17 protein-coding genes are annotated in these 23494 nt (G+C 70.3%); 9 read left to right on the top strand and 8 right to left on the bottom strand.

All coding sequences use genetic code 11. The features are described 5' to 3' along the window. Positions 1 to 19: 19 nt before the first annotated feature. Positions 20 to 541, bottom strand: coding sequence for a MarR family winged helix-turn-helix transcriptional regulator (locus RLT59_RS17925; RefSeq protein ID WP_311304327.1), 522 nt, complete (start codon positions 539 to 541; stop codon positions 20 to 22). Between the two features lie 562 nt (positions 542 to 1103). Here RLT59_RS17925 and RLT59_RS17920 point away from each other — a divergent pair. Continuing rightward, on the top strand, positions 1104 to 1316 hold the full coding sequence (locus RLT59_RS17920) for a hypothetical protein (RefSeq protein WP_123460542.1): 213 nt from the start codon (positions 1104 to 1106) through the stop codon (positions 1314 to 1316). An 80-nt stretch (positions 1317 to 1396) separates the two neighbouring features. Here the strand turns inward: RLT59_RS17920 and RLT59_RS17915 are convergent, their stop codons facing one another. The 6 genes from RLT59_RS17915 to RLT59_RS17890 all read right to left on the bottom strand — a co-directional run bounded on the left by RLT59_RS17915 (position 1397) and on the right by RLT59_RS17890 (position 8612). Beyond that, entirely contained in the window at positions 1397 to 2149 is a 753-nt protein-coding gene (locus RLT59_RS17915) for a hypothetical protein (protein WP_311304326.1), read from the bottom strand. A 57-nt stretch (positions 2150 to 2206) separates the two neighbouring features. Further along, a complete protein-coding gene (locus tag RLT59_RS17910) occupies positions 2207 to 3073 on the bottom strand; it encodes an RNA polymerase sigma factor SigF (RefSeq protein ID WP_024489092.1) in 867 nt (288 codons plus the stop codon). 234 nt (positions 3074 to 3307) lie between these two features. After that, entirely contained in the window at positions 3308 to 4159 is an 852-nt protein-coding gene (locus tag RLT59_RS17905; protein ID WP_311307764.1) for an RNA polymerase sigma factor SigF, read from the bottom strand. Between the two features lie 260 nt (positions 4160 to 4419). Further along, positions 4420 to 4713 carry a Dabb family protein gene (locus tag RLT59_RS17900; RefSeq protein WP_311304325.1) on the bottom strand — a complete coding sequence of 98 codons (294 nt, stop codon included), beginning with the start codon at positions 4711 to 4713 and terminating at the stop codon, positions 4420 to 4422. A gap of 10 nt (positions 4714 to 4723) precedes the next feature. Further along, entirely contained in the window at positions 4724 to 4888 is a 165-nt protein-coding gene (locus tag RLT59_RS17895; protein WP_199884435.1) for a hypothetical protein, read from the bottom strand. A 415-nt stretch (positions 4889 to 5303) separates the two neighbouring features. After that, on the bottom strand, positions 5304 to 8612 hold the full coding sequence (locus RLT59_RS17890) for a right-handed parallel beta-helix repeat-containing protein (RefSeq protein WP_311304324.1): 3309 nt from the start codon (positions 8610 to 8612) through the stop codon (positions 5304 to 5306). 266 nt (positions 8613 to 8878) lie between these two features. On the opposite strand from RLT59_RS17890, the gene RLT59_RS17885 reads away from it, so the two are divergent. After that, positions 8879 to 10087: a S8 family serine peptidase gene (locus tag RLT59_RS17885; RefSeq protein ID WP_311304323.1), complete on the top strand. Its 1209-nt coding sequence runs from the start codon at positions 8879 to 8881 to the stop codon at positions 10085 to 10087. A 16-nt stretch (positions 10088 to 10103) separates the two neighbouring features. Here the strand turns inward: RLT59_RS17885 and eccCa are convergent, their stop codons facing one another. Beyond that, positions 10104 to 14078, bottom strand: coding sequence for a type VII secretion protein EccCa (gene eccCa / locus RLT59_RS17880; protein ID WP_311307763.1), 3975 nt, complete (start codon positions 14076 to 14078; stop codon positions 10104 to 10106). A gap of 554 nt (positions 14079 to 14632) precedes the next feature. Here eccCa and eccD point away from each other — a divergent pair. From eccD to RLT59_RS17845, 7 genes are all read left to right on the top strand, one after another. Next, positions 14633 to 16033: a type VII secretion integral membrane protein EccD gene (gene eccD / locus RLT59_RS17875; RefSeq protein WP_311304322.1), complete on the top strand. Its 1401-nt coding sequence runs from the start codon at positions 14633 to 14635 to the stop codon at positions 16031 to 16033. A 21-nt stretch (positions 16034 to 16054) separates the two neighbouring features. Beyond that, a complete protein-coding gene (eccB, locus tag RLT59_RS17870) occupies positions 16055 to 17503 on the top strand; it encodes a type VII secretion protein EccB (RefSeq protein WP_311304321.1) in 1449 nt (482 codons plus the stop codon). Positions 17504 to 17901: 398 nt separating this feature from the next. After that, positions 17902 to 18258, top strand: a complete 357-nt coding sequence (locus RLT59_RS17865) for a hypothetical protein (RefSeq protein ID WP_311304320.1) — start codon at positions 17902 to 17904, stop codon at positions 18256 to 18258. Positions 18259 to 18346: 88 nt separating this feature from the next. Next, on the top strand, positions 18347 to 18676 hold the full coding sequence (locus tag RLT59_RS17860; protein ID WP_311304319.1) for a WXG100 family type VII secretion target: 330 nt from the start codon (positions 18347 to 18349) through the stop codon (positions 18674 to 18676). Positions 18677 to 18838: 162 nt separating this feature from the next. Continuing rightward, a complete protein-coding gene (locus RLT59_RS17855) occupies positions 18839 to 19351 on the top strand; it encodes a type VII secretion system-associated protein (RefSeq protein WP_311304318.1) in 513 nt (170 codons plus the stop codon). 66 nt (positions 19352 to 19417) lie between these two features. Next, a complete protein-coding gene (locus RLT59_RS17850; RefSeq protein ID WP_311304317.1) occupies positions 19418 to 22978 on the top strand; it encodes an AAWKG family protein in 3561 nt (1186 codons plus the stop codon). Positions 22979 to 23039: 61 nt separating this feature from the next. Continuing rightward, complete coding sequence (locus RLT59_RS17845; RefSeq protein WP_311304316.1) at positions 23040 to 23483, top strand: YbaB/EbfC family nucleoid-associated protein; 444 nt, start codon at positions 23040 to 23042, stop codon at positions 23481 to 23483. Positions 23484 to 23494: the final 11 nt, after the last annotated feature.

Here is a 23494-nt window from a genome sequence, read left to right as displayed (position 1 = left end):
ATCCTTGTCTTTGCTTCTGTTACACGGGTGTACGGGTGTACGAGCCGTCGTCGCTGTCGGCCGGCCGGGTGCGGCAGTCGCCGTTGTGCCGTCCGGGGGCGCACCCACCGGATCCGCGACAGGAGAAACTGTCGCGCAGCCGGGCCAACAACGTGTTGAGCTGCCCGACCTCTTCGTCGGACCAATCCTGGAGGTGCTGGGCGAACATTTCGGTGGTCCGGCAGTTCAGGTCCGAGAGCACGTCCTCGCCCGCGGGGGTCAGCCGCAGGATCCGGGAACGCTTGTCCGCCGGGTCCGGGGACCGTTCGATCCAGCCGCGCTCCGCTACGTGGGCGACATGCCGGCTGGTAACCGACATATCCACGTCGAGCAGTTCGGCCAGACTGCTGATCCGCATTTCGCCGTGCCGGCTCAGCAGAGCCAGTACAGCCGCGGAGCCCGCAGGGCATTCGGCCGGCAGGATGCGCGCGAGCCCTCGTTTCACGGCGCCGATGGCGCTCAGCTGCCGGGCCAGTTCTTCGTACTGACTCCGCGCGGCCACGGGACCCCCAGACATCATCACACCAGTTATCTTGTTGCTTAGGGCAACCATAGAAGCCGTTGGTTGCTGCAGGCAAACGAAATGGGGCTTGCATAAGTAAAGGAACGCAAAAGGCTCGGTAGGGGTGAAGTCAAAGCCCCAGCGTCTGCGGTGTGTAAGTGGTGGATGTGTCTCCTGCCACAGTCGAGGCGGCCGCGAGGCGGTCCGGGGCCCGGCTTTCCGACGGGCGGGTACACCTCCGCGGCGATGCCGCCCCGACCGAGCGCGGTCCGTGATCGCTCCTCGCGCGTATATACGGGAGGACGGGCGGGCGGCAGCGGCCGCGATCTCCAAGTGGCTTGAGAGACAGCGGTGTTGTGCGCCGGGCGGGCGGTCCGGCCCGGCGCGGGGGCCCTCGCGGTCCGGCGGATCGCACACCGCATACCCGTGCGATCCCCGGCCGTCGCCCGGCGCTCTCCCGGTCCTCCTCCCGCACTTCCGCACGGTTTGCCCCGCCGTGCCCTCCCGCCTTCAACGCCCCGGGGGTTGGGCGCCCGCGCCGAGTTCGCTAGGGTCCTGCGACATGGCACACAACCCCCACGCCCCGCAGGGTCCCGAGGGCACAAGCGACCCGGCAGGCAACACGCAGATGTTCCGCGCCTTCGTCGACGAGGGCGAGCCGCAGCGCCGGCAGCAGCCCGCGGCCGTGTCGTCCGGCCCGAGGACCGGACTGATCGCCGCGGTCGTCGCGGTGATCATCGTCCTCGGCGCGGTCGCCTGGCTCGCACTCGGCTGACCGGCCCCGGCCACCCCGTCCCCGCCCCTGTCCGACGATTTCAGTCCGTCACTTCCGCTCCGCCGCTTCCGTCACGTCCGTCACTTCCAGACGGCGGTGACGTCCCGGGTCTCGATATGCATGCCCAGGGGCACCCGCCAGTCGTCCACACAGACGGTGTACGTCTTCTTCCGCGCCGCTCCCGCGTCGATCGGCGCGGGCAGCGGCGCTGTCGATTCCCGGGTCGCCCAGTCGATGCCCAGCCCGCCGATGATGTGCGTCGCGAAGGTGACGGTGCCCGAACGCACCGGTGATCCACCGGTGTTGCGGAACTCCACGGTGACCTTCTCGCACCAGCGTCTGTCCGCCGCCGCCCGGCCGGGCGCGTCCACCTTCAGAACGGCCGGCCCCGCGGGGGCGGTGGAGCCGGGTGCGGACGGGGTCGCGGGGGCGGTGGAGCCTCCCGAGCCACCAGAACCGCCGGAATCGGAACCGCCGGAATCGGAACCGCCGGAAGTAGAGCCTCCGGAAGTAGAGCCTCCGGATCCGGAACTTCCAGAGTTTGACGAGCCGTTGGTGCCGCTTGACGGGGCGCGGCCCGCAGCGCCGCCCCCGTGCCGGTCACCGTGCCCGTCCCCGTCCAGCGGGACCAGCGCGACCTTCCCCGAGGGCGCCACCGCTCCCGAGGGGGTCTTGCCGGGGTCCGCCTGCGCCGCGCCGGCCGCCGTGTAGCCGTCACCGCCGCCCGTTCCGTCGCCGCAGCCTGCCAGGGTGCCGCCCAGGCACAGCACGGCCGCCGAGGCGGCGATCATGGTGCCCCGGCGGCCGTGCGGGCCGAATATCTGACGTCGCATGGCGCCAGTGTGGCTGACGGGCCGTCAAATCGGAACCCGTGCGCGTCCGCACGCGGATCAGTCGGCGATGAGCCCCTCCCTGAGCTGGGCGAGCGTGCGGGTCAGCAGGCGCGAGACGTGCATCTGCGAGATGCCGACCTCTTCGCCGATCTGCGACTGGGTCATGTTGGCGAAGAACCGCAGCATGATGATCTGCCGCTCCCTGGGCGGGAGTTTGGCCAGCAACGGCTTGAGGGACTCGCGGTACTCGACACCTTCGAGCGCCGAGTCCTCGTATCCCAGCCGGTCGGCCAGTGAGCCCTCGCCGCCGTCGTCCTCCGGTGAGGGCGAGTCCAGCGAGGAGGCGGTGTAGGCGTTTCCGACGGCCAGGCCGTCGACGACGTCCTCCTCGGAGACCCCGAGCGCCTTGGCCAGCTCCGGCACGGTCGGAGAGCGGTCGAGCTTCTGGGCGAGCTCGTCGCTGGTCTTGGTGAGGGCGAGGCGCAGCTCCTGGAGCCTGCGGGGCACCCGCACGGACCAGGAGGTGTCCCGGAAGAAGCGCTTGATCTCACCGACGACGGTCGGCATCGCGAACGTGGGGAACTCCACGCCGCGTTCGCAGTCGAACCGGTCGATCGCCTTGATCAGGCCGATCGTGCCGACCTGGACGATGTCCTCCATCGGTTCGTTGCGGCTGCGGAACCGCGCCGCGGCGTAACGCACCAGCGGCAGGTTGAGCTCGATGAGTGTGTCCCGCACATAGGCCCGCTCCGGGCTGTCCGTTCCATCTGGCCCCGGTGCGGGACCCAGTGCGGCGAGCCGCACGAACAGTGAGCGGGACAGCGTACGGGTGTCGATGGCTTCCGATGAGCTGGTGAGCACAACGGGTGCGGGTGCGCTCTTGGTGAGCGTGAGCACCTTCGAGCTGCCCTGTTCTGCGGACATGCCACCCCCTTGAGGTCGCGGACGGTCGCGGTGGCCGCGACCATCGGAGGAACGCAGCCTCCACCTGAATACCGGAAGCGAGGCGGCGGCAAACGCGGTTCCCGCAGAATGTCACATGTCGGCAACGCGCTGTAGTGACTTGTCGACAAGTCTTGGGTGAGTCTGTGCAGTTAACAAGGGGTATGCCGCATGTCATCCGGGGAGAATTCTCAAGGAGCCTTCTACCCGTTCCGGTTACGCCTCGATCCTGTTTGCGGATCGCAGTCGGGCGAAACTTCTGGCGAGAAGCCTTGACACATGCATCTGTGAGACGCCCAGTTCCGCGCTGATCTGGGACTGCGTCAGATTGCTGTAGTAGCGCAGCAGCAGGATCCGTTGTTCGCGTTCGGGCAGCTGTACGAGCAGGTGCCGGACCAGATCGCGGTGCTCGACGCCGGCCAGGGCGGGGTCCTCGTAGCCGAGCCGGTCCAGCAGTCCGGGCAGCCCATCACCCTCCTGGGCCGCTTCCAGCGAGGTCGCGTGGTACGAGCGGCCCGCCTCGATGCAGGCCAGCACCTCGTCCTCGGAGATCTTCAGCCGGGCGGCGATCTCCGCGGTGGTGGGCGAGCGGCCGTGAGCCGTCGTCAGGTCCTCGGTGGCGCCGGTGACCTGGACCCAGAGCTCGTGCAGCCGGCGCGGTACGTGGACGGTCCGCACGTTGTCCCGGAAGTACCGCTTGATCTCGCCGACCACGGTCGGCATCGCGAAGGTCGGGAACTGGACGCCCCGTTCGGGGTCGAACCGGTCGATGGCGTTGATCAGGCCGATCGTGCCGACCTGGACGACGTCCTCCATCGGCTCGTTGCGGCTCCGGAACCGCGCCGCGGCGTACCGCACGAGGGGGAGGTTCGCCTCGATCAGTGCCGTCCGGACCCGGCCGTGCTCCGCGGTGCCCGGCTCCAGCCCCTTGAGCTGCCCGAAGAGGACCTGGGTGAGCGCCCTGGTGTCCGCGCCCCGGGTCCTGGCGGGGGTGGCGGTGTCGTCGGGTGTCTCGGTCTCGATCGTCTGCACGGCTTGCGGCGGTGACTGCTGCGGCGCCTGTTGCAGCTGCGGCTGCTGGGCGGTCTGCGGCGGCTGGGCGGTCTGGGGAGGCACTTGAGGCGCTGTACTGGCCGGCACGGTGACGCCACCCCTTTGCGGTCAACTTCGATCAACTCATCCGTCAAAAGCGGTCATAGCATCACAAGACATGTCCACTATGTGCAAGCACCCTATTGCGCCGTGTTGACCGTGTTGACTCCGAATCGGTTTAAACACAAAGAAAAGCCCCTCACCGCTGTGGTGAGGGGCTCGCAGGGCCGAAGGGGTCAGAACGGGTAGTCGGCGATCACCCAGGTGGCGAATTCACGCCACTGACCGGCGGCCGCCTGGTGGGCCGGATGCTCGATGTAGCTCTTCAGCGCGGCCTCGTCGGCGACGGCTGAGTTGATGGCGAAGTCGTACGCGATCGGCCGGTCCGTGATGTTCCAGGCGCACTCCCAGAACTCCAGCCCGGGGACCTTGTCCGCCAGCTCCTGGAAGGCCCTGGCCCCCGCGACGACGCGCGGTTCGTCGCGCTCGACGCCATCGTTCAGCTTGAACAGGACCAGATGGCGGATCATGGGGGTACTCCTAATTCACCAGCTCGGACATGAAGTCACCGACGCTCTGCGCGGCACTCGAAACGCCCTCGAAGCCTACTTGGACGAGATCGGCGGCTCGCGCCGGGGACGTGATGATCGTGTAGAGCACGAAGACGACTATCAAGTAGAGAGCGATCTTCTTCGCTTGCACCATCGGCCCCTGACTCCCCTTCGATCTCCTGCGCGGTCGGGCGAGTCTATCCGCACGAATGGCCGTATCAGTCTGGTGTTTCCGATCACTCATCCGGACTTCAGGGACCAAGGGCCCGGCGACCGGGGCCCTTCGCCCGCCCGCTGGGCCCCCGTCGCGGGGTGAGAACGGATGACGAGCCCGGCGGATGTGGCAGAAACTCCGCGGGGCGAGGAACAGGGACTCTCTGTGGGGTCCTCGCCGCGACACCCCCCGATCGCGGCAAGGGCCGGCAGGTCCTGTTCTCATCGGGGGGAGCGGCTTGTCCCCCCGATGCCGCTCCCCCGACCTGAGCGGTGGCACGAGCACGAGGGCCCCGGTTCGTTCCCGAACCGGGGCCCTCGTGCTGTCACGGGGTGTTTCGCGGCGCCCCGGCCGGTCAGCGCGGGGTGCCGGCGGTCTCGGGCGGCAGGTCCTGCGGCAGCAGCGTGCGCAGGTCGTCCAGGCTCGGCGCGGACATCGAGCCGATCCGGCCCGCCTGCCGGGTCATCATCGACTCCAGGATCTGCCGGGCCGCACGCGCGTTGCCGAAGGAGCGGTCGCGCGGCAGGGTGTCCACGTAGCCGCGCAGTGCCGTGATCGCCTCCGGGGCGCAGTCGTAGCCGTAGCCGGTGGCCTGCTTGGACAGGATCTCCAGCAACTCGTCGGTGGAGTAGTTCTCGAACTCCACCGTCCGCGAGAACCGCGAGGCCAGACCCGGGTTGGAGTCGAGGAAGCGGCGCATCTCACGGGTGTAGCCGGCAGCGATGACGACGACCTCGTCCCGGTGGTCCTCCATCAGCTTCAGCAGCGTGTCGACGGCCTCGCGGCCGAAGTCGGACGTCGCGCCCTCCGGTGTGAGGGTGTACGCCTCGTCGATGAACAGCACACCGCCAAGGGCGCTTTCGAACGCCTCCTTGGTGAGCTGCGCCGTGTGCCCGACATAGCGGCCCACCAGGTCGGCGCGGGCCACCTCGACGAGCTGGCCCCTGGGCAGGACGCCCAGGGAGCGCAGCAGGTCGGCGTAGAGCCGCGCGACGGTGGTCTTTCCGGTACCGGGCGGGCCGGAGAAGATGAGGTGCTGGCTGATCTTCGGGGTGGGCAGTCCCGCGGCCCGGCGCTGTCTGGTCGCGCTGAGTAGGTTGACCAGGGCGGTCACCTCGTTCTTGACCGCCGTCAGGCCGATCATGGCGTGGAGCTGGGCGAGCAGTTCCTCGGAGCCCGGACCGTCGTCCGCCGGGGCTCCGGCGTTCACCGGCACGTCTTCGGGCAGCAGGAGTGTCAGGTCGCTCTCCGCCGGGTTCCTCATGGAGCTCAGCCGGAACGCCTGCTGGTCCACCATCTCCTCGAACACCCGGCGGGCGGCGCGCCCGTTGCCGAACGACGCGTCGCGCGGCATCCGCTCGTAGAGCGAGGCGAGGGAGTCCAGGGTCCGCGGGTCCAGCTCGTAGCGGTGGGCCGCGCACAGGCTCTCGGTGATCGTCACCAGCTCGCCGACCGCGTAGTTGGCGAACTCGATGGTGCGGGGGAAGCGGGAGGCCAGGCCCGGGTTGGAGGAGAGGAAGGCGGCCATCTCCTGCGTGTAGCCGGCGACGATGACGGCCACGTCGTCGCGGTGGTCCTCCATCAGCTTCAGCAGGGTGTCGACGGCCTCCCGGCCGAAGTCGGCGCCGGATCCCTTGCCGTCGGACAGCAGCGTGTACGCCTCGTCGATGAACAGCACACCGCCGAGCGCCTCGTTGAACGCCTCGGTCGTCTTGATGGCCGTACCGCCGATGACCTGCGCGACCAGATCGGCCCGGGAGACCTCCACCAGGTGTCCGGAGCGCAGGACGCCCAGCTCCGCCAGGATGCCGCCGTACAGCCGGGCCACCGTGGTCTTACCGGTGCCGGGCGGTCCGGAGAAGACCAGGTGACGGCTCATCTGGGCGACGGGCATGCCGAGTTGGGCTCGGCGCTGGTTGAGCTGGTTCAGGTTGACGAGCGTGCGCACCTGGCTCTTGACCTCGGCGAGGCCGACGAGCGATTCCAGCTCCTCCAGCGGGCCCTTGGGCTCTTTGGCGGTCTCCCCGGCCCCGCCGCTCACGGTGTCCGGGGGGAGGGTGTCGCCCCAGGCGTCGGGCGCGACGTTGCCGGCGCTGTTCAGGTCCTCGACCGTGAGCCGTTCGTTCACCCGCGTCTGCCTGAGACCCGCGCCGCGGTTGTCGCGGACGGTGCAGCCGGTCACGGCGACGTGCTCGGCGGTGTCGATCCGGATGCCGTCACCGATGCTGCCGATGACCTGGGAGGAGGTGAGCGTGGCGCGCGAGCCGTTGTTGAGCAGGACGCCGTGGGCGCCGCAGTCGGTGATGTGGGCGCGCAGCACGGTGAGTTCTCCGTCGTTGTCCACGGTGATGCCGCCGGCCGCGGCGGACTCGATGCGGCAGTCCCGCAGGGCGCCCCGGCCCTGCGCGCCGACGGACACGGTGGTGTCGGTCGCCGCCCGCATGACCGTGTCGCGGATCTCGGGGTTGCCGCCGGAGGCGATCCGTAGCGCGGCGCCGCCCGCCCGGTCGATCTCGCAGTGCTCCAGGCGGCCGCGCCCGTCCTCGTTCACCTCGACGCCGTGGCCGCCGGGCGAGGTGATCCGCGCGCGGCGCAGCAGCGGGTTGGCGCCGGTGAGTATCCGTATGCCGGTGCCGGCCGCGTCCGCGATCAGCAGGTCGTCGAACTCCGCGGTCGAGTCCTCCTCCAGCAGCACGGCTCCGCTGGTGTCCGCGCAGTCGCGCACGGCGCAGCCGGTCAGGGCGGGGGCGCTGGAATTGATCACGCGGATGGCGGGCGCGGCGGCGGTGTCGAACTCGCAGTCCTGGAAGGTGCCCCGGGAGCGCTCTGTGACGGCGAGTCCGCTGCCCTGGGTGCGTGAGGTGCGGCAGTTCAGGAACTCGGGGTCGGCGCTCGCGGCCAGCATGATGCCGGGGCCCGAGGTGTCGGACACGGTGACGTGCTCCAGGACCGGGCGGGCGGAACTGGTGATGTAGACGCCGACGGAGGTGTCGTGCACGAAGGTGCGCACGACCCGGGTGCCGCTGCGGCCCTCCAGCGCGATGGACGGCTTGTCCGTGCCGGAGATGTCGCAGTCCTCCACCAGGCCCTGCGCCTCGTCGGAGGTCAGCACACCGTTGGCGCGGGCGTCGCGGATCCGGCAGTCCCGTACGGTCGTCCGCGCCTCCGCGCCGATGACCACGCCGGAGGTGCCGAGGTTCTCGATGAGGCAGCCGGCGATGACGCTGCCGGTCGGCGCGGAGTCCACGACTCCGGCGCCCTTCGGGTTGCTGACCCGGCAGTCGCGCATGGCGAGCGAGCCCGACTCGCGGGCCAGGACGGCCGTCCAGCCGGAGCCGATGACCGTGCAGCCGTCCATCGCGACCTGGCCGCGCGGCACGTCGACCGCCGGGAGGTCCTCGCTCCCGCCGCGCAGGGTCAGGTCGGTGAGCATGACGGCATCGGCGACGAGGACCACCGCGGTGCCCCGGCGCGGGCAGATCTCGACGCTGCCCGGATCGCCGTCGGCGACGATGGTGACCCGCGTCCTGACCATGAGGTTCTCCGGGTAGCGACCGGGGTGGACCCGGATCACCGCACCCGTGCGTGCCTTGTCCAGCGCGTCACCGATCGTCCGGAAGCTGTCCGGCTCCGCCGACCCGACCCTGAGCAACTGCCGTGACACGCTCGATCCTCCTCGCTGTGGTGCCGCCGCCGTGTGACTCTCCCACCCAGGAGGCCGGCCGGGAACTGGTTCGCGTCCGGGGTACGTACGGCTGTGCGCACGCGGTGAAGGCTACGGGACCGGCCCGTCGATGTTCCAGGAGGGACAGCCGAGTTCGGGCCGGATCCGTCGGGGCCCTGCGGGTGTGCGGGGCGTGCACCCGGTGGCCGGCCGCTCGTGCCGCCTCGTGCGTCCCGCTCCTCGCGCCGTCACGCACGGCGCCTATCATGCGCGCCATGCCCCGTGCCCGAGTTCCTTCCCGCCGCCGCCCCCGGGCCTCGGCTGTGGCCGCCGTCCTGCTGACCGCCGTTGTCCCGGCCGCGCTGGGCGCCGCGGGGGCCCTGCCCGTCGCCTCCGCCGCGGCGGATTCCGTGGGGCTGCCCGTCGTACGGTCCGTCCTGGCCGAGGACGATCCCTGCGTCCCGGTCTCCGGCAAGAGGGCCAAGGCCGAGCCGTGGACGCTGAGGGCCCTGGGGGCGTCCCGCGCCCGGCCGCTCTCCCAGGGCGACGGGGTGACGGTCGCGGTCGTGGACACGGGGGTGGCCCGGGAGGCGCCCGCGCTGTCGGGACGGGTGACCGCGCTCGGGGCGGCCGGTGCGGACTGCGTCGGGCACGGCACCTTCGCGGCCGGTCTGATCGCGGCGACGCCCGGGGACGGGGGAGGCCCGGAGGGGCTGGCGCCGCGGGCCCGGATCCTGGCCGTGCGGGGCACGGACGAGCGAGGCGCGACCACGGCGGGCCAGGTCGCCGACGGGATTCGCCGGGCGGCGGACGGGGGCGCCCGCGTGATCTACGTCGCCGTGGCGCTGGACGGCGGCAAGGCGCAGCTGACGGACGCGGTCAGGTATGCGAGCTCCAAGGACGCGCTGGTGGTGGCCCCGGCGGCGCCGGACGCGCTGGCGAGGGACGCGGAGCCGGCGCCCTGGTACTGGCCCGCGACGGCACCGGGCGCGCTGGCCGTGACGGACTACGGCCCGGACGGCGGGCGGCCCTCCAACGCGCCTCCGGCGAGCGGCGTGGACCTGGCGGCGCCCGGCGACGCGGTGGTGAGCATCGGCCCCAAGGGCTCGGGCCATTTCATCGGTTCCGGCGCCTCGTTCGCCGCCGCGCACGTCGCGGGTGCGGCGGCTCAGGTCCGTGCGCGCTACCCGCGGTTGAAGGCCGCAGAGGTCTCGCGCCGGCTGACGGAGTCGGCGTACCCGGCCGCACCGCCCCGGCTGGACCCGTACGCCGCGCTGACGGCCGTGCTGACGGACGCCAAGGGCACGGTGCCCAAGCCGCAGCGGGCGGCGCTCCCGCCCTCGCCGCCGGCGGCGCCCCGCACCCGGGCGCTGGTGGTGGCGGGCGTGGGCGGCGGGCTGGTGCTCCTGGTGGCGGCGGGCGCGGTGGTGATCCCGCGCGGCCGGGCCCGGAACTGGCGCCCGGCGGGCAGCTGACGGGCTCCGCCAGGCCCTACGCCGCGCCGTCGTCCTCCAGCACCGCCGTCTGCACCTGGATCTGCTTGCGGCGCGTCACCCGGGTGCCCCGGCCCGGCGGCAGGTTGCGGCCCTTGACGCTGCCCATGATGAAGCCCTCCGACGGGGGGCACGACAGCAGCAGCGTCGGGGTGTTGACCTCCTGCATGCGGCGCAACATCGCTTCGCTCAGGCCCCGGCCCGCCCCGGCGGCGGAGCGGGAGACGATCAGGTGCAGGCCGACCTCGTAGCCGAGGGCGAGGTGGTTCAGCAGCGGGTCGAAGGGGGCGTTCATGGCGCTGGTGCCCAGCATGTCGTAGTCGTCCACGAGGACGAACAGCCTCGGTCCGTCCCACCAGTCGCACTTGCGCATCCTGGCCGGCGTGATCTCCGGGCCCGGCACGCGGGCCGCGACCGCCCGCGCGGCGCCCGCGATCAGCTCCTTCAGGGCGTCCATCGACACCGCGTGACCCAGGCGGTAGTCGTCCGGGATCGCCTCCACCAGCTCACGGCGGTAGTCCACGACCATGATCCGCGCCTCGGCCGGGGTGTAGCGGTCCATGATGGCCTTGGCCGTCAGCCGCAGCATGTTGGTCTTGCCGCTCTCCGTGTCGCCGACCACGATCATGTGCGGCGTCTCGGAGAAGTCGTGCCACACCGTGGACAGACGCTCCTCCTCCAGGCCGATGGGCATCTTGAAGTCGCCCTTGGGTGCCGGGAGATCGGACAGCGGGAGCCTGGTGGGCAGCATCCGGACCGGCGGGGCCGGCGGGCCCTGCCAGCTCTCCCGGACCGCCGCCACCAGAGCGGCCACACCGTCGGACAGGTCGTCCGCCGACTCCGCGCCGTCGATCCGCGGCAGCGCGGTGAGGTAGTGCAGCTTGGCGTCCCGGGTCAGGCCGCGGCCCGGCAGCCGGGGAACGGTCGCGGCGCGCCGCATGTCGATCTCGGAGTCCATTGGGTCACCCATCCGGAGCTCCAGGTGGGTCGCGGCCTGGTCCCGGATGGATGAGGTCAGCTCCACCCAGCGCGCGGTGGTGACGATCAGGTGGATGCCGTAGTTGAGACCTCGGGCGGCGATGGAGCCGAAGGTCTGGATGTACCGGTCGAAGTCCTGGCGCACCGTCGACCAGCCGTCGATCACCAGGAACACGTCGCCGTGCTGGTGCTCGGGGAACTCCCCGGCGGCCCGGCGGCGCCGGAAGTTCGCCATGGAGTCGATGCCGTTGTCCAGGAAGAACCGTTCGCGCTCCGCCAGCAGCGTGGTGACCTCGGCGATCGTACGGCCGACCCGCTCGGTGTCCAGACGCGCCGCGACCCCGCTGACGTGCGGCAGGCCGGCGAGACCGGCGAGCGCGCCACCGCCGAAGTCGAGGCAGTAGAACTGGACCTCGCGGGGGGTGTGGGTGAGCGCCAGCGCGGCCATGATCGTGCGCACCATCGTGCTCTTGCCGCTCTGCGGGCCGCCCGCGACGGCGATGTGCCCGCCCGAGCCGGAGAGGTCGACGGTCAGCAGGTCGCGGAGCTGGTCGAAGGGACGGTCGATGATGCCGATGGGGATGGTGAGCCGGCCCCGGTTCGGCGAGCCGGCGCTCGTCAGGCCGAGTTCGGGGTCGGGGGTGAGCGGTGGCAGCACCTGGTCGAGGGTCGCGGGGAGGTCCAGCGGCGGCAGCCACACCTGGTGGGCCGGCGGCCCGGCGGTCAGCAGCCGCTCCACGGCGACGGACAGCAGGGTGTCGGTGGTCTCCTCCTGCTCGCCGGACGGCTCGGGTTCCGGGGTGTCCGGCAGCTGGCGTGGCACGACGTAACTGTTGGTCCACGGGACGGTCTGGCTCGCCACCCGCGCCTGGTTGGCGGTGCCCCGCCGCTGCTGGTACGAGCCGGAGACGTACGCGGCGCGGAAGCGGGTCAGCGCCTCCACGCCCGACTTCAGGAAGCCGCTGCCGGGCTGCGGCGGCAGCTGGTAGGCATCCGGCACACCGAGGACGCCGCGGCTCTCCATGGCGGAGAAGGTGCGCAGACCGATCCGGTACGACAGATGGCTCTCCAGCTGGTGCATCCGGCCCTCGTCCAGGCGCTGGGAGGCGAGCAGCAGGTGCACTCCGAGGGACCGGCCGAGGCGGCCGATCATCACGAACAGCTCCATGAACTCCCGGTGCGCGGCCAGCAGCTCGCTGAACTCGTCGACGACGACGAACAGGCTGGGCAGCGGTTCCAGCGGTACGCCGGAGGCGCGGGCCTTCTCGTAGTCCAGCGCCGAGCTGTAGTTGCCCGCAGAGCGCAGCAGCTCCTGGCGGCGCATCAGCTCGCCGTGCAGGGCGTCCTGCATCCGGGAGACGAGGGCGACCTCACCGGCCAGGTTGGTGATGACGGCGGAGGTGTGGGGGAGTTCGTCCAGGCCGAGGAAGGTGGCACCACCCTTGAAGTCCACCAGGACGAAGTTGAGTGTCTCGGAGGAGTTCGTCAGGGCGAGTGAGAGGACGAGGGTGCGCAGCAGCTCGCTCTTGCCGGAGCCGGTGGCGCCGATCAGCATGCCGTGCGGTCCGGTGCCGCCCTGGGCGGACTCCTTGATGTCCAGCTCGACCGGCTCGCCGTCCGCGCCGACCGCGATCGGCACCTTCAGCCGGGAGGGGCCGGTGTGCTGCTGCCACAGGGTCTCCGGGTCGTGGCGGTGCAGGTCGGGAATGCCCAGCAGGGCGGTCAGTTCGACGTTGGCCGACAGCGGTTCCGACGAGTCCGAGGCGGTGCCCAGGCCCATGCGGTACGGGGCGAGACGACGCGCGAGCGAGGCGGAGCCCCGCAGCCCGAAGCTGTCGGGCCGGCCGAGCCGGGTGGTCTGCTCCTTGCGCTCGCGGTCGGTGCGTACGAGCCCCAGTTCGTCCTCGGAGATCTCGAAGCGCAGCGTGCTCCGGCCGGGCCGCCAGGTGAGCGCCCCGCTCAGGTCCAGTACGACGGTGTTGCGGAAGCCGGCACCGTCCACGCGGTGGCCGGCCGGGACGGTGCCCCCGTCCACGACGATCACGGTGAACGGCTCCTCGCGGCCGGGCACGGCGTCCGGGTCGAACTGGGGCCGCTCCATGAACTCGGCGCCGAGCAGGTGCTCCAGCTCGCCCAGGGCGGAGACGGTCATCCGGGTCGGGCCCGCACCGTCGGTGTCGTGCGGGTGGAGGCTGTGCGGGAGCCACTTCGCCCACTCCCAGTCCGGGCGCCGCTCGTCGGAGACGCACAGCGCGATCCACAGGTCGTCCGGCGAGTGGAAGGTGGCCAACTGCGCGATCAGGGACCGGACCACGGACCGGGTCCGCTCCTCGTCGCCCCGGAACAGCACGCGGGCCCAGGCCCGCAGGTAGATGGCGATGGGCTGCTCGGGCACCGTCGCGTAGGCACGGATGAAGCTGCGCAGGGCGTGTGCGCTGAGCGGTTCCAGGTCCTCGACGGGGTTGGTCGAGTTCGGGGTCAGCTTCAGGCCCAGCTTCTGCTCGCCGACCGCCAGCCGGACCTCGCCGAAGTCCTCGTCCTGCGGGCGGCGCTCCCACAGCCGGGTGGTGCCCACCATCGACCACAGGGCGGCGGGTTCGGGGTGGCGCCAGGCCAGGGCCCGCTGCTGGTCCACGACGGCGCCGCGCACCTTGCGCCGGATCTGGGTGAGGTAGCGCAGGTAGTCGCGGCGCTCGCCCTTCAGCTTCTGCTTGCGTTCGCCGGCCTTGCGCATGAACTGGCCGATGAACATCGCGGCGGCGCCGAGCACCATCATGCCCAGGGCGATGTAGATGAATCCGCCGCTGCCCCGGGTCATACCGGGCCGCATGAACATGAACATCATGGAAACCGACATCATCGCCATGGGGAGGTACGTCCACACGGCGGAGGTGTCGGGCACCGTCTCGGGGAGGACCGGCGGCTCCTGGAGATTCAGCTCCCCGTCGGGCATCTCCGGACCCCGGCGTCGGGCCGGGCGGCGGAACAGGACCACACTCAAGGAACCTTCTCCTTACGGGGCAAGGGCGGAGAGCGGGCGGGACGTCGTCGACGCCGCCGGGGCGCCGCCCGTGGATGCCGGGCCTGGAAACGGCCGGCGCCGTACCGTCCGGACCGTCATGCCGCCGTCGCGCGATGTCACAGCCTCACCACGACCCGGCCCCGCCGTGTCACAGTCCTGCCACGTCATACGTGCGCCGTGCGGCGGACCGGTGCCCCGCCACATCGCGTGCCACGGCACCATCCGTACCAGGCCGCCCTCCGTGCCACGTGGCGAGGTCGCCACGCGGCGTTTCGTGCCACGCCGTCACGCCGGCTCGCGCAGCACGCGTGTTGTGCGCCTGCGGTGACATCAGCTTCTGTCCCGCGGGTCGCGGGCGACATCGTCCACAACAGGCGGCTGATACTACGATCATCCCGTCGCCCGCCAACAACCGCCCCCGCCCCGCGGCTTCCGAACACGACCAGCCAGTGTGATGTCCGGCGGTGCGTCAGCCCGCGTCCCCCGCCCGCCCTCAGCAGTGAACCGGAGAAGCGTGAGCCATCCCGATGAGTGACAATCAGGTGGCCGAACTGTGCCGACTGACGGTACGAGCCCCGGCCAGGAGCATCGATCTCGCCGTGCCCGCCGACGTCCCCGTGTCGGACCTGCTGCCGGCGGTGCTCGGCTACGCCGGAGACGACCTGGAGGAAGCCGGTATCGACCACGGCGGCTGGGTCCTCCAGCGGCTCGGCGGCGAACCACTGGACGAGGAACGCACCCTCGACTCGTACGGTCTGCGCGACGGCGACACCCTCTACCTCAGACCGCGCACCGAAGCCCTGCCCGAGGTGCACATCGACGACCTGGTCGACGGCATCGCCACCACGATGCGGGACCAGCCCTACGGCTGGACCCCCAGGATCAGCCGGTGGGTGCTGCTCGGCCTCGCGGTCGCGCTGCTCATCGGCGGCATGGCCGTGATCGCCTGGCCCGGCGGCTCCGCCCCGGTCCGCGCCGTGTTCGCCACCGCGGCCGGACTGCTGCTGCTCGCGGGCGCGGGCTCGGCCAGCCGGGCGGTCGGGGACGCCGGCGCCGGAGCCGCGCTCGGCTTCATGGTGGCGCCGTACCTGGCGCTGGCCGGCTGGCTGCTGCCGGGTGGCGAGCTCAGCGGGCCGCACGCGTACGAGACGCTGGGCGCGCGGCTGCTCGCCGCAGGCGCCGCCGCGGCGGGCGGGGCGGTGCTCGCGCTCGCCGTCGTGGCCGCGTTCGCCGCGCTCTTCCTGGGCGTCGCGGTCGTCTCGGTGTTCGCGGCCCTCGTCGCCGTCCTGCTCATCACGACGGACCTGGCGCCCGTGCACGCCGCCGGGATCGTCGCCGTCGTGGCGGTGATCCTCGGCGCGTTCGTCCCCTCGCTGGCGTTCCGGATGTCCGGGATGCGGATGCCGCCCCTGCCCACCAACGCCCAGCAGTTGCAGGAGGGCATCGAACCGCACGCCACGTCCGTGGTCTCGGCCCGCGCCATCCTCGCCGACGGCTGGATGACCTCGCTGTACGGGGCGGTGGGCGTCGTCGCCGCCGGATGCCTCTTCGTACTGGGCCGGGAGCACGAACTCGCAGAGATCATCATGACGGTGGCACTGTCCCTGCTGCTCATCCTGCACGCGAGGGGGCTGGGCAACATCTGGCAGCGCATGTCGCTGGTGGCCCCGGGCGTGGGCGGGCTGATCCTGCTGGTGCTGGTCGCCGCCCCGGCCGCCTCACCCGGCAGCCGGCTGGTGACGGCCGCGGGGATGCTCGCCGCCACGGCGGCCGTGGCCATCGCCGCGTGGACCGTCCCCGGGCGCCGGCTCGTGCCGTACTGGGGCCGTGCGGGCGAACTGCTGCAATCGGCCCTGGCGATCAGCATGCTGCCGCTCGCGCTGTGGGTGCTCGGTGTGTACAGCACCCTGCGCTCCATCAACGGCTGACCGGAAGGGACACACGCTGCGATGCAGTCCAAACGCGATCAGGTCCAGGCGCACATGTTCGTCATGGGCCGGCTGACCTCTGGCATGCTGCGCGCGGATCCCGACGCCCCGGAAAGCCCCCAGGGCCGCACCAACCGCGGGGTGGTGATCGGGATCGTGATCGCCGTCCTGCTGACGGCGGGGTCCTTCGTCCTCGGCCTGCTCAAGCCCGGCAGCACCGACTCCTGGCGCACGGCCGGGACCCTCGTCGTGAACAAGGACACCGGATCGCGCTACCTCTACCTGGACGGCCGGCTGCGCCCGGTGCGCAACTACGCCTCCGCGAGGCTGCTCGGGGGCGCCGACATGAAGGCGATGTCGGTCGGCAACGGCTCCCTGAGCGGTACGCCGCACGGGGCACCCATCGGCATCAGCGGAGCGCCGGACGCGCTGCCCGCGAGCACGGACCTGGACACCGGCCCGTGGCAGGTCTGTTCGGGCGGTGAGACGGGCTCTGCCGCCACCAGCGTGGCGGTGGGACTGCCGGCCGACGCCGCCGGACTCCCCACCGGCCAGGGGATGCTGGTGGCGGGCCCGGACAAGGCCGGCTATCTGGTGTGGCGGGGCAGCAAGCTCCGGCTCGATGAGGACAGCCGCGCCCGTGAGGCCCTCGGCTACGGCTCCACCCCGCGGCTCCCCGTCTCCGCGCCCTTCCTGAACGCGCTGCCGTCGGGCCCCGACCTGCGCTCGCCCGACGTGCCCGGCAAGGGGCAGAACGGGCCGGCGCTGGGCGGCAGGAAGGCCCGGCTCGGCGAGGTGTTCCGGGTCACCGTGCCTGGCTCCGCCGCCCGTTACTACCTGCTGCGCAAGGAGGGGCTGACCCCCCTCACCGCGACCGGTGCCGCGCTGGCACTCGGTGACCCGGAGACCCGCGAGAAGGTGTACGGGGGCGGCGCGGCGAAGGTGACCGCCCTGGGCGCGGACGTCCTGAGCAGCCATCTGGCGCCGGGCGCCGCCGAGACGGCCCAGGACCCGGGCCTGCCCTCGGCTCCGCCGGAGGCGGTGTCCCCCGGCGGGGACCACACCGTCTGCGTACGGGTCGAGCCCGGCGAGCGCGGGCCCCGGATCAGTGTGGCGCTGACCGGGGCGGACACCTTGGGCCCGGTCTCGCAGGCACCCCCCGAGGGGCTCACCCCGGCCTGTGTGCCGGTCGGCGCGATCTCCGTACGGCCGGGTGCCGGGTCCCTGGTGCGCGCGCTCGGGGCGAGCGGGAGCGAGCTCGGCGCCACGGTCTACCTGGTGACGGACACCGGGATGAAGTACCGGGTGGGGACGGTGGACGCGCTCACGGCGCTCGGCTACTCGCAGGCCCAGGCGCGCGGACTGCCCGCGCCGCTGCTGGCGATGCTGCCGACCGGCCCGGACCTGACGAAGGAGGCCGCCGCGACGGGCCGGAGCGCGAGCACGACGCCACGCTGCGAGCGTAAGTGAGCACCCGGAAACAGGAACGTTGCACGGCGCACAGCACCATGACGCGCGAATGGCACATCGTGGTGGTGGCGGGGGAGATGAACATCGTGTGACGCGAGAGAAAGTCCCCGCGGCGGCGAAACGGGACGAGCGCAACGGGCGTCCTGATAGGTGAAAGTGCAACTACGCCTACGTACCGGGACAAACCTGACGGCGGGGCCGAATCCCCCTCGCGAATCGACCGAAACACCGGGTGGGGAGCGGAAAGGGTGACTCAGGCCATTGAGCTGTCAACTCACCTTTCTTAGGCTTCCTTTGTTCACCCCGTCCGGACGTCGGCCCTCCGGCCGCGTCCGTACACACATCGCGTCGCCCGGATCTTGTGATCAGCGGCGCGACACTCCAGGAGGCACAGGCATATGGCAGGCACAGGCGGACAGCAGTCACTGGCGTCAGCGACACAGAACGGTGTCACGGCTCTGGAAATGGCCTTCAGCGGCGTCCAGAACAGCCGGCAGGACGTGGAGAACATGAAGCACAACCTGTCCTCCGGATACGCGGGAAGCGACGGTGGCGCGTTCCAGAACCTGCTCGACCGGTGGGACTCGCAGGCGGAGATCATCTCCAAGAACCTCCGCGACATGATCGGGACGCTGGAGGAGACGCTGCGCGCGCAGGGCATCCAGCAGTCCAACGCGAACGAGTCCATTCAGCAGGCACAGAGCCGCGCCGAGGAGATCTTCAACGCCCTGGCAGGCTCCACGGCAGGCAGCTGACAAACCCCGCCGCACCGGGCGTTGTGACCGGCACCCGGGTCCGGCACGCCCCCCATCCCGAAGCAACCGCCGCGAGACGAGGACGACCATGACCCCCCCGCTTGACTTCACCGACGGCCAGATCTACGTCGACTACTCCCACATGCAGAACGCCGCCGACGACATGGTCCAACAGACCAAGGCGATCGACAGCATCCTCACCAACCTGGAGGCGGAGCTCCAGGAGCTCCAGCGCACCTGGGAAGGTGAGGACAAGGCGGTGTACGGCCAGAAGCAGGCGGCCTGGGACCACGCGGTCCAGGAGATGAAGCGCATCCTGGCGGAGAACTCGGCCCTGCTGAACGACGTCTCCGACACCTACCAGTACAGCGAGAAGTCCCTGACCTCGCTGTGGGAGAGCGTCCGTATCGGCAGCTGACCTGCCGTAGGGCGACACGCCCCCTGTGTCTCTTCGGGCGGCCGTCCGCGTGTGTGTCACGCGAGCGGCCGCCCGCGTCCGTGGGCGGCCGCTCGCACCCCACGGAAATCCGCGAAACGCCCCAAGCCGGTGGAAATCCCAGGAAGACAGGAGTAGTGCGCAATGGCCGACAAACCGCCAGTCAATCTCAACAAGGCCTGGATGCAGAGCTTTCTCGACAAGGACGTTGTTCCGTTCCTCGCCGAGATCAAGAAGGTCAGGGAGGACGGGAACGCCCCGGACGGGGTGCTGGTACCGGGGATTCCCAATCTCCAGGGCGGGGACGACGGCTCGAAGAAGGCGCACGGCTTCTACGACGGGCAGAAGGTGCCGCTGGCGATCGGCGTGATGGCGGGTGACAAGGACGGCCGGACCAACGGCGGATACCTGGTCAAGTCCCTGAACGCGATGGTGGATCAGATCGACGAGATCCTCAAGTTCCAGGTCGAGCTCTTCGAGGAGATCGGGGCCAACCTGGAGGATTCCATCGAGGAGATGTTCAAGGCCCAGGGCGACAACCTGGAGAAGATCGACGGGAAGAAGTTTGTCGACTTCTTCGAGGGTGTGGACGACATTCTCTCCGAAGGCACCGGCGACTCGAAGGACGGCGGCGGGGGCGACGATGACGACGACTGAGCCGTAGGGCGGAACCGCCCGGCCCGTTCTCCTCATCATCCGCCCTGACCGAAAAGGCATCCTGGCATGGCGCTCGACTCCAGCAAGATCACCAACAAGCTCACCAGTGCCAACGACAAGTGGGCGGAGGCGGCCCACTTCTTCACGGGATACAAGGCGCCGGCCCGGAGCGACCTCTTCGACACCCTGGTCGGCAACGAGGGCATTCCGATGATGAAGGTGGAGATATCCGACGTCGGCTACGTCGACTACGTCGACACCGAGGACATGAACTGGCTCACCGACAACGCTGGTTACAAGATCGAGAACACCGACTTCGTCATTCCCTTCTACCACTCCTCGGGCGGTAAGGGATCCGATGTGACGATGTACAAGGCGCGGATCTCGATGCTCGGCAACACGGGTGGCGGAAAGAGCCCGAGCCAGGGGTACTACGAGGGCGGGCAGTTCTCCAGCCACATCGACGGCCACCTGGGAATGGACGGCAAGCCCACCTGGGACACCACGCCGCTCACCCAGTACGCCTTCGGCACCGGACTGGCGCTGGAGGAACTGCGCAACAACGAGCAGTACGGTACCTACGGCTTCAGCTGGGGTGGCAAGCCCGTGGACGACGCCGATTCCGTCACCCTCGGCAACTTCGACGTGGTGGCCGGGTCCTTCGACCGAGTCGCCCAGTTCTTCGCCAGCCAGCAGAAGCTGGTGGAGGAGTGGCAGAGCAGGGTCGGCAAGGAGAAGGACGACGCCTGGCGCGGCAAGGCGGCAGGTGTTTTCTGGGACCTGGTCCACAAGGTGAACAAGCAGTACTCGGACTATGCCGAGGACATGACTTCGGGTACCGGCTATTCGAAGCAGGGCAATGAGATCAGGGCGGCCAAGAAGGACTTCGCGGATGCCGTGGCAGATCTGCACAACGCGTGGATGAAGTGGGAATGGCGGTACGGGAACCCGCTGATCCTGTTGAACACACTGCTCACCGCGGTGATGAACCACGTGTGGGACCACAACATCACGAAGATCACTTATGAGATCGAGCCCGCCGGGGAGTCCTACTACACGAACTACATCGCCGAGGAGGGCTTCGACAACGAGGCCGCCATCGAGAAGATCTCTTCCTATGACGGGGAAATGGTCGTCTCGCCGCAGAAGTTCGGTGAGCTCAAGGAGCTCGGGACCTGGCTGAACATCGGGAACAAGGCTGTCGAGATGTGGCAGCAGACGGTCATCGACCAGCTCGACAAGGCCGCGATCGACGCGATGGAGAAGGTGCGCAACAGCTGGAGCAACAGCAAGTTCGACCTGGGGGAAGTGAAGTCCCGGGGCACCAGCGACACCCTTGAGTCGGACTACAAGGACGACAAGGCCGATGTCGCGGAGGAGAAGGCGGCGAAGGACGCGGCCGATGCCAAGGCCGCCGCCGATGACGCCGCGGCCAAGCAGGCGGCGTTCATCCAGTGGCAGAAGGACCAGGCGGCCGAGGCGGAGGCGCAGCGTCTGAAGGACAAGGCCGAGCAGGAGGCCAAGGAGGCCAAGGCCAAGGCCGAGCAGGAGGCCAAGGAGAAGGCGGCCAAGGAGGAGCAGGAGCGCAAGGAGAAGGAGGCCGAGGCGAAGGAGAAGGCGGCCAAGGCGGAGCAGGACGCCAAGGAGAAGGCGGCCGAGCAGAAGCAGGCCGAGCAGGAGGCCGAGCAGGAGGCGAAGGAGAAGGAGCAGGAGGCCGAGCAGGAGGCGAAGGAGAAGGAACAGGAGGCCAAGCAGGAGGCGAAGGAGAAGGAGCAGGAGGCCAAGCAGGAGGCGAAGGAGAAGGAACAGGAAGCCAAGCAGGAGGCGAAGGAGAAGGAACAGGAGGCCAAGCAGGCCGAACAGGAGAAGAAGCAGGAGGAGATCCGCAAGGAGCAGGAGGCCAAGCAGGCGGCGGCACAGGCCCGTTCGGAGAACATGCAGATCCTTCAGATGAAGCAGGCCAAGGCCGAGCAGGAGGCGGCGAAGAAGGAGCAGGACGGCAAGGAGGCCAAGGCCAAGGCGGAGCAGGAGGCCAAGGAGAAGGAACAGGAGGCCAAGCAGGCCGAACAGGAGAAGAAGCAGGAAGCGAAGGAGCGGGAGCAGGAGGCCGAGCAGGAGGCGAAGGAGAAGGAGCAGGAGGCCAAGCAGGCCGAGCAGGAGAAGAAGCAGGACCGCATCCGTACCGAGCAGGAGGAGCGCCAGGAACAGCAGCAGGAGAAGCAGGAGCAGAAGCAGGCGGAGCAGGAGGCCAAGCAGGAGGCCAAGGAGAAGGAGGCCGAGCAGAAGCAGGCCGAGGCCCAGGCCGAGCAGGAGGCCAAGCAGGCGGAGCAGGAGGCCAAGCAGGAGGCCAAGGAGAAGGAGGCCGAGCAGAAGCAGGCCGAGGCCCAGGCCGAGCAGGAGGCCAAACAGGAGGAGCAGGAGGCCAAGCAGGACCAGATCCGCAAGGAGCAGGAGGCCAAGGAGGACCAGTACCGGTCCGAGCAGGAGCAGCGGCAGAAGGAAGCCGAGACCAAGCAGGACGAGGTCCGGCAGGAGCAGGAGAAGAAGCAGGCCGAGGCGGAGGCAAAGTACGACAGCACCCGCCGGGAAGCCCTGAACGGCGGCGATCTGCCCGATCTGTCGCCCACCCGCATCTCGGGACCCGTCAACGACGGCGCCCTGGACATTCCCGGCGGCGGTGAGTCGCACATCGACTCCAGCGGCCGGGTGGTCACCGAGTTCCCGGACGGCTCCATCACCACGATCGACCCGGTCACCCACTCCTCGACCCTGACGGGCCCCGACGGTTCGACCAGCTCCGGTCCGCTCAACACCGGTGATCTGCTGTCCAACCCCGGCGGCAGCACCACGCACCTGGACGCGGGCGGCAACGTGGTCACGGACTACCCGGACGGCTCCACCCAGACGATCAACCCGGACACCGGCACCACCACGGTCACCCATCCGGACGGCTCGACGACCTCCGGATACGTCGACGACTCCGGCTCGTCCTTCGGCTCCGGGCACCTCAACAACGGCTCGCTCGACTACACGGCCCCCTCGTACGACTCCCACTCCTACGAGGAGGAGCTGTTCGACGAAAACCCCTACGAATCGCCCCTGGGCGGCAGCGGGGGCGCGGACGCGGCGGCCGCACCGAGCCACACCCGGCCGTTCCTGAACAGCGGCCCGTTCCCCGGCCCCACCGCCGACGGCATGGGCGGCTCGGGCGCGGCGGCCGGTGGCGGCTCGGGCGCGACCGGCTCGACGGGTGGCGGTGGCGGTATGGGCGGCGGTATGGGTGGCGGTATGGGTGGTGGCATGGGCGGCAAGGGCGGCCAGTCCGACTCCGGCGAGCGCGTCCGTAACGTGATCGACGGCGAAGTGGTCAACCGCCGGCCCCGTCCCGGCGCGGGCGCTGCCCGCGGCGGCCGGTACGTGGACGACGAGGTGCGCGTGGCGGCCGGCGGCCCCACCGCGGGCCGCACGCCTTTCCTCGCGCCGATGGGCGGTGGCGCCGGAGCGGGCGGCGACTCCGGCCGGCCCCGGACCGAGAGCGGTGAGCGTGCCCGCGACTCGTGGGTGCCGGAGGACGAGGACGTATGGGGGACGGACGAGGGCGGCGCGCCCGCGGTGATCGGACGATGAGCGTTACGGGGGCCGGCCCCCATGACGAACGTATCCACAGGAGCAGTCGGAGAGGTGTCCGTTGAGCGAGTCGATGGAAGCGAAACTGGCCCAGGCCATGGCCGAACTGACGGCGGTGCAGGAGGCCGTCGCACGGGCCGAGGGCGAACTCGGCCAGGCCTCGGCCACCATCCGTTCACGGGACCGCGCGGTCGAGGTCACCGTGGGCCCGCAGGGTGAGCTGACGGCACTGAAGTTCCCGGACAACAAGTACCTGAACATGACGGGCCCTCAACTGGCCTCCTCCGTGATGGAGGCGGTCCAGGAGGGGCGCTCCCGGATGGCCCGTAGAGTGATCGAGGTCTTCGAGCCGCTGACGCGGGCGGGCGGCGGCGGCGCGACCGGCATCAGGGGCGTCGACATCGACTGGGACCGGGCCTTCGGCTCGGCACTGGACGATCCGGCCGGCGGGCGGAGGCGTTCCACGGCTCGGCTGCACGACGAGATCCACGAAGACACCGACTGACTCCAGGAAGC

The sequence above is a fragment of the Streptomyces sp. ITFR-6 genome (assembly GCF_031844725.1).
GTDB lineage: Bacteria > Actinomycetota > Actinomycetes > Streptomycetales > Streptomycetaceae > Streptomyces.
The sequence above is the reverse complement of the archived record's forward strand: the minus strand, read 5'-3'. Positions and strand labels throughout refer to the sequence as shown.

Excerpts from the sequence above, each read along its gene's own strand:
- RLT59_RS17920 (WP_123460542.1), top strand. The coding sequence starts at position 1,104 with ATGGCACACAACCCCCACGCCCCGCAGGGTCCCGAGGGCACAAGCGAC.
- eccB (WP_311304321.1), top strand. The coding sequence starts at position 16,055 with ATGCAGTCCAAACGCGATCAGGTCCAGGCGCACATGTTCGTCATGGGC.
- RLT59_RS17860 (WP_311304319.1), top strand. The coding sequence starts at position 18,347 with ATGACCCCCCCGCTTGACTTCACCGACGGCCAGATCTACGTCGACTAC.
- RLT59_RS17900 (WP_311304325.1), bottom strand. The coding sequence starts at position 4,713 with ATGATCCGCCATCTGGTCCTGTTCAAGCTGAACGATGGCGTCGAGCGC.
- RLT59_RS17895 (WP_199884435.1), bottom strand. The coding sequence starts at position 4,888 with ATGGTGCAAGCGAAGAAGATCGCTCTCTACTTGATAGTCGTCTTCGTG.
- eccD (WP_311304322.1), top strand. The coding sequence starts at position 14,633 with ATGAGTGACAATCAGGTGGCCGAACTGTGCCGACTGACGGTACGAGCC.
- RLT59_RS17910 (WP_024489092.1), bottom strand. The coding sequence starts at position 3,073 with ATGTCCGCAGAACAGGGCAGCTCGAAGGTGCTCACGCTCACCAAGAGC.
- RLT59_RS17865 (WP_311304320.1), top strand. The coding sequence starts at position 17,902 with ATGGCAGGCACAGGCGGACAGCAGTCACTGGCGTCAGCGACACAGAAC.
- RLT59_RS17885 (WP_311304323.1), top strand. The coding sequence starts at position 8,879 with ATGCGCGCCATGCCCCGTGCCCGAGTTCCTTCCCGCCGCCGCCCCCGG.
- RLT59_RS17915 (WP_311304326.1), bottom strand. The coding sequence starts at position 2,149 with ATGCGACGTCAGATATTCGGCCCGCACGGCCGCCGGGGCACCATGATC.
- RLT59_RS17855 (WP_311304318.1), top strand. The coding sequence starts at position 18,839 with ATGGCCGACAAACCGCCAGTCAATCTCAACAAGGCCTGGATGCAGAGC.
- RLT59_RS17850 (WP_311304317.1), top strand. The coding sequence starts at position 19,418 with ATGGCGCTCGACTCCAGCAAGATCACCAACAAGCTCACCAGTGCCAAC.